Annotated in this window: 6 protein-coding genes and 2 pseudogenes; 2 read left to right on the top strand and 6 right to left on the bottom strand. The window is 38.6% G+C overall.

Annotation, left to right across the window (positions count from 1 at the left end):
* Positions 1 to 410: pseudogene (gene mnmC, locus CBG25_RS18615) on the bottom strand (bifunctional tRNA (5-methylaminomethyl-2-thiouridine)(34)-methyltransferase MnmD/FAD-dependent 5-carboxymethylaminomethyl-2-thiouridine(34) oxidoreductase MnmC); the annotation flags it as partial.
* 205 nt (positions 411 to 615) lie between these two features.
* Between mnmC and fabB the strand changes: the two are divergent.
* Positions 616 to 1836: a beta-ketoacyl-ACP synthase I gene (gene fabB / locus CBG25_RS18610; protein WP_290608526.1), complete on the top strand. Its 1221-nt coding sequence runs from the start codon at positions 616 to 618 to the stop codon at positions 1834 to 1836.
* A gap of 119 nt (positions 1837 to 1955) precedes the next feature.
* Here the strand turns inward: fabB and CBG25_RS18605 are convergent.
* Positions 1956 to 2835 (bottom strand): annotated as a pseudogene (locus tag CBG25_RS18605) (DMT family transporter).
* Positions 2836 to 2948: 113 nt separating this feature from the next.
* On the opposite strand from CBG25_RS18605, the gene CBG25_RS18600 reads away from it, so the two are divergent.
* A complete protein-coding gene (locus tag CBG25_RS18600; protein ID WP_290608524.1) occupies positions 2949 to 3509 on the top strand; it encodes a cupin domain-containing protein in 561 nt (186 codons plus the stop codon).
* 4 nt (positions 3510 to 3513) lie between these two features.
* On the opposite strand, the gene CBG25_RS18595 is transcribed toward CBG25_RS18600, so the two are convergent.
* From CBG25_RS18595 to CBG25_RS18580, 4 genes are all read right to left on the bottom strand, one after another.
* A complete protein-coding gene (locus CBG25_RS18595) occupies positions 3514 to 4488 on the bottom strand; it encodes an IS30 family transposase (protein WP_290608522.1) in 975 nt (324 codons plus the stop codon).
* Between the two features lie 63 nt (positions 4489 to 4551).
* Positions 4552 to 5526, bottom strand: a complete 975-nt coding sequence (locus CBG25_RS18590; RefSeq protein WP_290608521.1) for a transposase — start codon at positions 5524 to 5526, stop codon at positions 4552 to 4554.
* A complete protein-coding gene (locus CBG25_RS18585) occupies positions 5504 to 5668 on the bottom strand; it encodes a hypothetical protein (RefSeq protein WP_290608519.1) in 165 nt (54 codons plus the stop codon). Before CBG25_RS18585 ends, CBG25_RS18590 begins: the two co-directional genes overlap by 23 nt.
* Complete coding sequence (locus CBG25_RS18580; RefSeq protein WP_290608517.1) at positions 5665 to 6015, bottom strand: helix-turn-helix domain-containing protein; 351 nt, start codon at positions 6013 to 6015, stop codon at positions 5665 to 5667. Before CBG25_RS18580 ends, CBG25_RS18585 begins: the two co-directional genes overlap by 4 nt.
* Positions 6016 to 6463 lie beyond the last annotated feature (448 nt).

Raw genomic sequence — 6463 nt, 5'->3', positions numbered from 1 at the left:
CCTGGTAACGACTGAGGCCATTGTTGACAAATTTGTTTAGAAAAAGTGGCGAGTTCAGGCGAACATTGATGAACTCTTAGCAAATCAGCAATGGACAAAGGATATTTTTCAAAACTGATATAGTGTAAAAGTTGTAACTGGTTGTTAGGCGCTTGTTGGCGAAACTGAATAAATAACTGACAAACTGCCATAAAGTTTAGCCCAGTACCAAAACCAGTTTCTGCAATAACATATTGTTTTGCTGAGTGAGAGAAAAAGCGATTTGGTAACTGATTACCGGCTAAGAACACATAACGCGATTCTTCTAAACCACTTTGATTAGAATAATAGACATCACCAAAGTGTTCAGAGATAGGGATATCTTGCTCGTTCCAGCTTAATTTAGCTTGGCTGATCTCATTTGTATTCACAAAATTATCTACAATATTTTAAATAATCAGCCAATTTTAACGAATTTAACCTGAATGCGCTAGCTATCGCAAAATATAAAAGTTAGCCAAGATAATATTTTCTACAAAATTTTACCTGATCGGACTTGTTCAGCTTACAAATGTAAGCTAAAGTAACAGGCTAAGCTCCCAGTAAATGAATTTCGACTATGAGGTAATATAAGCAATGAAGCGTGCAGTCATCACTGGTCTGGGCATTGTCTCCAGCATAGGTAACAACCAGCAAGAGGTACTGGCTTCCCTGAAAGCGGGTCGTTCTGGCATTAGGTTTTCAGAAGAATTTAAAGAAATGGGTTTACGCAGCCATGTATGGGGTAATATTCAGCTGACGGAAGATGATATTAAACAAAAGATTGACCGCAAAATTCTTCGTTTTATGAGTGATTGCTCTATTTATGCCTACTTGGCGATGGAAGAGGCAATTCAGGACGCTAAACTGACAGAAGAGCAGATCTCAAATATTCGTACCGGTTTAGTTGCTGGTTCTGGTGGCGGTTCGCCTCGTAATCAAGTGGCAGGTTCTGATGCTATGCGTGCTAAAGGAGTACGTGGTGTTGGTCCCTATATGGTGACAAAAGCAATGGCTTCTGGCGTCTCAGCTTGTTTAGCCACACCGTTTAAAATTAAGGGCGTTAATTATTCTATTAGCTCTGCTTGCTCAACTTCAGCCCACTGTATTGGACATGCAGTTGAATTGATCCAATTAGGTAAACAGGATGTTGTTTTTGCTGGTGGAGGTGAAGAACTAAGCTGGGAATTAACCTGTGAATTTGATGCAATGGGAGCATTATCTACCAAATATAATGCAACCCCAGAAAAAGCTTCTCGTACCTATGATCAGGATCGGGATGGTTTTGTGATCGCTGGTGGCGGTGGTATCGTTGTGGTAGAAGAGTTAGAGCATGCTTTGGCACGTGGCGCACATATTTACGCTGAAATTGTTGGTTATGGAGCGACTTCAGACGGTTATGATATGGTTGCTCCGTCAGGTGAGGGTGCGGTACGGTGTATTAGAATGGCTTTGGCAGATGTCGAACAGGTTGATTATATCAATACTCATGGAACTTCAACGCCAGTTGGCGATACAAAAGAGCTAGGAGCAATTACTGAAGTGTTTGGTACTAATACGCCAGCGATTTCAGCGACTAAAGCAATGACTGGCCATTCTCTGGGCGCGGCTGGGGTACATGAAGCTATTTATAGTTTGTTAATGTTAGAGCATGGATTTATTGCTCCAAGCATCAATATTGATAATTTGGATGAAAAAGCGCAAGCAATCAATATTATTACGCAACCCACTGATAAGAAATTAAATACTGTAATGTCAAATAGTTTTGGTTTTGGTGGAACTAATGCGTCGTTGGTAATGAGTAAATACCATTCATAATTATTTTATCAAGAAAAACAATCACCTACTGATAATCTATCAGTAGGTTTTTTATTGTTTTTGATATAATTGATTTAATAAGTTATTGTTCTTTTTTATTGGTGTTACAACGGAGATGGTTAAAAAGCTGCGTCAGTGGGGGTACGTAATTGCTGCGCTAAAATAACACCGAGTAGTACTACCACCACCAATTAAATGGTAGCTGTGCATTTTTTCATTTAAAAATAGGACAGCGATAATGGCAGTAAATACTGGTGCCAGATTCATAAATATTGAAGTTGTATTAGCGCCAAGTCAAAATACACCCTGGATCCATAAGTAGGGTGCAATCAGTGAGGCGGCAATGCCGGCAAACAAGATCAAATTAATATTTGCCGCGGTAATTTCTACTGTTTTAGCCAGTAAAAAATTAGGCAATAGTAGGATCACAGCAAAGCTAATTTGGATATAAAGTGATTGCCAATTGGGTAATGGGATTGCCCAATGCTTGGTTAATACACCATATAGAGAATAAGAGAAAGCAGCGATAAACATGAGTAATTGCCCGCTATTCATTCCTTGCATAAAAAATATCATTGGATCACCTTGACTGATAAGCCAGATAAGCCCAATTAAGGATAAGAGGGTACCGATTACAATACCAATGGTAGGAATAGTGCGTAGCACAAAAATACTGAGTATCACTGTTAACAAAGGAATAACCGAATTTAATACTCCCATAAAGGTTGCGCTAACCGTGTGTGCAGCATAATAGGCCAAACTTTGGTAAAGCACCATGCCAAGGGCCCCTAATATAAAAAGTTTCCAGCCATATTGCCTTACTACTGCGCGATTTTTAACTATCCCTTTGATCATAAAAGGGGTAAGTAATAAAAATGCCAATAGCCAGCGATAAAAAGAAATAGCCGCAGGATCAATAACGTTAGCAGCTGCTTTACTTACGACTGCATTAATTGACCATAATAGAACTGCAAAAAGGGGAAAAAGAAAATTTTTCATTATTTAGTCATATCTATCATTTAGTAATAATTTTGCTATTTTAGCATTGTCTGATTTATTACATATATTTATAATAAGACAAAGGATCCGTTCTTTCTGCCAATATTACTGTAATGGAAAAAATCAAATATATACTTGAATCAAATATTATTGCGCCAGAATCCATAGTTTTTCGTAATAATGAATTGTTAGGTGATACTGAGTGTAAATTACATCGCCATAACTTTGGCCAATTAATTTATGTGGTGAAAGGTATTATAGAGATGCAGGTTGCTGCTCAACATTATATTGCTCCGCCGGAATTTTGTATCTGGATCCCAAGCGGTGTTGAACATGCCACTTACAACAAAAAAAGTGTTAAGTTTAATATATTAGATATTTCTCAGACACTCAGTCATGTTCTATGTAAAAAACCGTGTATTATTCGTCAAACAGCTATTTTTAATACCATATTATTAGATTTTTATGCACGTCAGATAAGCCAACCAAAGACCGTAGAAGATATGCGCTTAGCCAATGTTTTGATTGATCAATTAAAACGTTCACTTATTCAAAAAACCTATTTACCCGCCAGTAAGGATAAATTTTTAGCACCTATTTTAGCACATTTACAGCAAAATCCAGCCGATAATACCGCTTGGCCCATTCCCAGTCGAAACGCAACAAACCCATAAAACGTTATGCAGCCATTAGATGAGCTAAAAATACTTCATTTGGAGAAAAATAGCCCAACGATTTTCGTCCCCGAGTATTAAGTATGTGCTCAAGTTCTGCAATCTCGTTGTCCGTGACTGAGTTGAAGTCCGTTCCTTTTGGGTAAAAACGGCGGATAAGTCCGTTACTGTGTTCATTTAAACCACGCTCCCATGAGTGATAAGGCCTGGCAAAGAAGACATTAGCACCGGTGATCTCAGTTATCTGTTTATGCATGGAGAACTCAGAACCGTTATCGGCCGTCAAAGTTTTAAAGTCACAGAAGGTATTTGCTACAATGTCACGGAAAGCATCTACAACAGTATCAGCGCGTTTATTCGGTAACTTGCGGATAATAATCTGCTTGGTAGCTTTATCCGCTAGAGTCAGTAAGAATGACTTCTGATCTTTACCAAATACAGTATCAATTTCAAAATGACCGGGTTGTTGCTTAAGATCAGCCTCAGCGGGTCTCTCTTCAATACCCACTCTATCAGGAATAGGGCTACGCTTGGATTCACCCTTATCATAGCGATAATGTTTCCCGCGATGAGGAAGCTGGAGATAGAGTTTCCCTCCTGCCAGTCGGTCTCTCTTTATATAGCGATAAAGCGTATTCTTGCTGACAGAAACACCATGCTTCAAACGTAGCCTTCCACTGATAACTTCTGGCGAGGTATGTAAAGCAAGCTCCTTACGGATAAAATCCTGCGTTTGCGGGGTTTGTTGATTAAATGCATCTCGTGTAGATTTATTGAGACGTCTGGCTTTCGCTAAGGTATCGGCTCTTCTGCAAGAATAAAGTCCATGGAAAGCGGGATCAGTATTACGTTTGAGTTCCCTGCTGACAGTTGAACGAGAAAGCCCCAATTCTCTAGCAATAGTGGCCTGAGTAACACCGTCAATTATTCGTTTTTCGATATAAAAACGCTCATGTAAGTTCAAATGTTTTCCCTTCATACAACAGTATCTCTTATGGGGTCATTACAGTAATTTTATCTATGTCACGAGTTTCGCAGAAAACTAATTTGGGTACGCTAATAAAACACGGATGTGCTCAGCAATAGCATTTTTGATTACGTCCCAATTTTGTTGATAAAGGGTTATTTTTTCAGATATACGACGTTTATGTTGTTCAAACCACGCAGAAATAGCGAGAAAAATATGATTTCTTTGCGCTCGGCTCGTGCGAGCCTGACAGCGTTCAATACCACAATTTTGTTTAACTTCTCGATGATAAACTTCAACAGACCAACGKGCATCCATGATAGATTTGACGTATTSACGGKTRGGATTCTCTTTGTTTGTTACTATGTAATCAATACGGCCGTTTTTGGCTGTAAATTTGAAAACAGTCACCCAACCGTAGCCTCKTAAGTGTATTGRAGTYCCTTCTTCTGAGATGTCTAACKTGTTCAGTKGTTTRTTATGGTTAACAATCCTGTTTTTCCTCAGCGTGGTTACCCAGACCCARCCATGAGAGCGAATKGATTTCAGATTATCTAGGCTAGAATACCAAGCATCCATCACTACCGCTTCTGGCATGATCCCTCTTTTTTTAGCAAGAGCGAGCATTTCGGAAAAGTGCGTGTTTTTTGTTTTTCCATCAGAATCTTTATCATAAATACGATAATCAATAGGAATTGATTCAGCACTTGTCAGATCATGCCAAAGCAAATTAACCAAACCTATACCAGCAATGACATCATGTTTATTACCTGAATATTGATAATGAACCATCTCTATTTTTCTACTACGTGTTTTGGCAATCAATGTATCATCGGCAATTAGTACACAAGGGCTTTTTTTGTCTATAGCAGGTTCGACTAATCGCCATAGGTCTTTAGGTCGGAAACATCTACTTTTTAGCCATCGGCTAACCGTGTCATGAGATAAAGGCGATGGGCTGACTTCTGATAACGCCAAACCAGAGTATCTTACACTGCTTACTTGTAAGAATGTTTTATAGATATCTTTAATGCATGGATAACCGGACAAAATATGAACATCCTAATTTTTTCTTGTTTTTAAATTTATACTTCTTTTTTGGAGATTGCGAAACTCGTGAACAGGTAAAACGCACATCAGGGCGACCCTGATAGGTTCGCCGAAATCCGTTGATGATGTAGGTGTATTTCATACTGCACCTCCAACAGAGTTAACACATGAACGAGGAAGCATATTCACCGGAATATAGCGGTCAAAGCCTTGAGATTTGCCAAATGTCCTTAACTCAAAGGCAGAATGGACGTTGAGTTTTTCGTATAAACTTTTAATGTGGTGCTCTGTTGTACTAGTCGCAATATTTAACCGTCTAGCGATTTCCTTGCTGCTAAAACGGTGCATTGTGAAAAACAGAACTTTCCACTCTTTATCAGTGAACAGTTTGTTAGGTTTTTCGGTGGTAACCGCATAAGGTTGAATGCCATCGACATAGTCCAACGGTGACAAAAACAGGAACTCATGGGCATGGAAGAATGTTCCCATGTAGCTCTTCTCGTTATCAAAAAGCGGTAAGAAATGGAACTGCCAAACGGTGGGCGATTCCCTGAAATCAGCAGGCAAATTACATATCAAAGAGAATGGCGATTTTTCGCTGTGGATTCTCTCTCACGAGTTTCGCACAGGCATATAAAATTCTAAAAATGGCTTAAAAGCAATGATTAATCTGCAAGTTACTAAAAAACATAAATTTTCTTAAATTACAATAAGTTGTATTTGATTTATAAGGTTTTGACTATTTATATATCATGCTGAATTAAACTTAAAAATAGAGCGTTTTTTTATTGGTGCGAAACTCGTGTCTCTATCAGCGTTCCCATTTCAGGCAAATGAATAAGCAAATAGAGTAAATCTGTCATTTTGACGTTGGTATCGACTTTACCTTCGTTATCAACTAAACCAGAAGGCACACCGCTACTCAAAAAGAATTTAA

Origin of the sequence: Arsenophonus sp. ENCA, from assembly GCF_002287155.1 — a bacterium.
GTDB lineage: Bacteria > Pseudomonadota > Gammaproteobacteria > Enterobacterales > Enterobacteriaceae > Arsenophonus > Arsenophonus nilaparvatae.
This window is presented reverse-complemented; position numbering and strand designations above follow the sequence as displayed.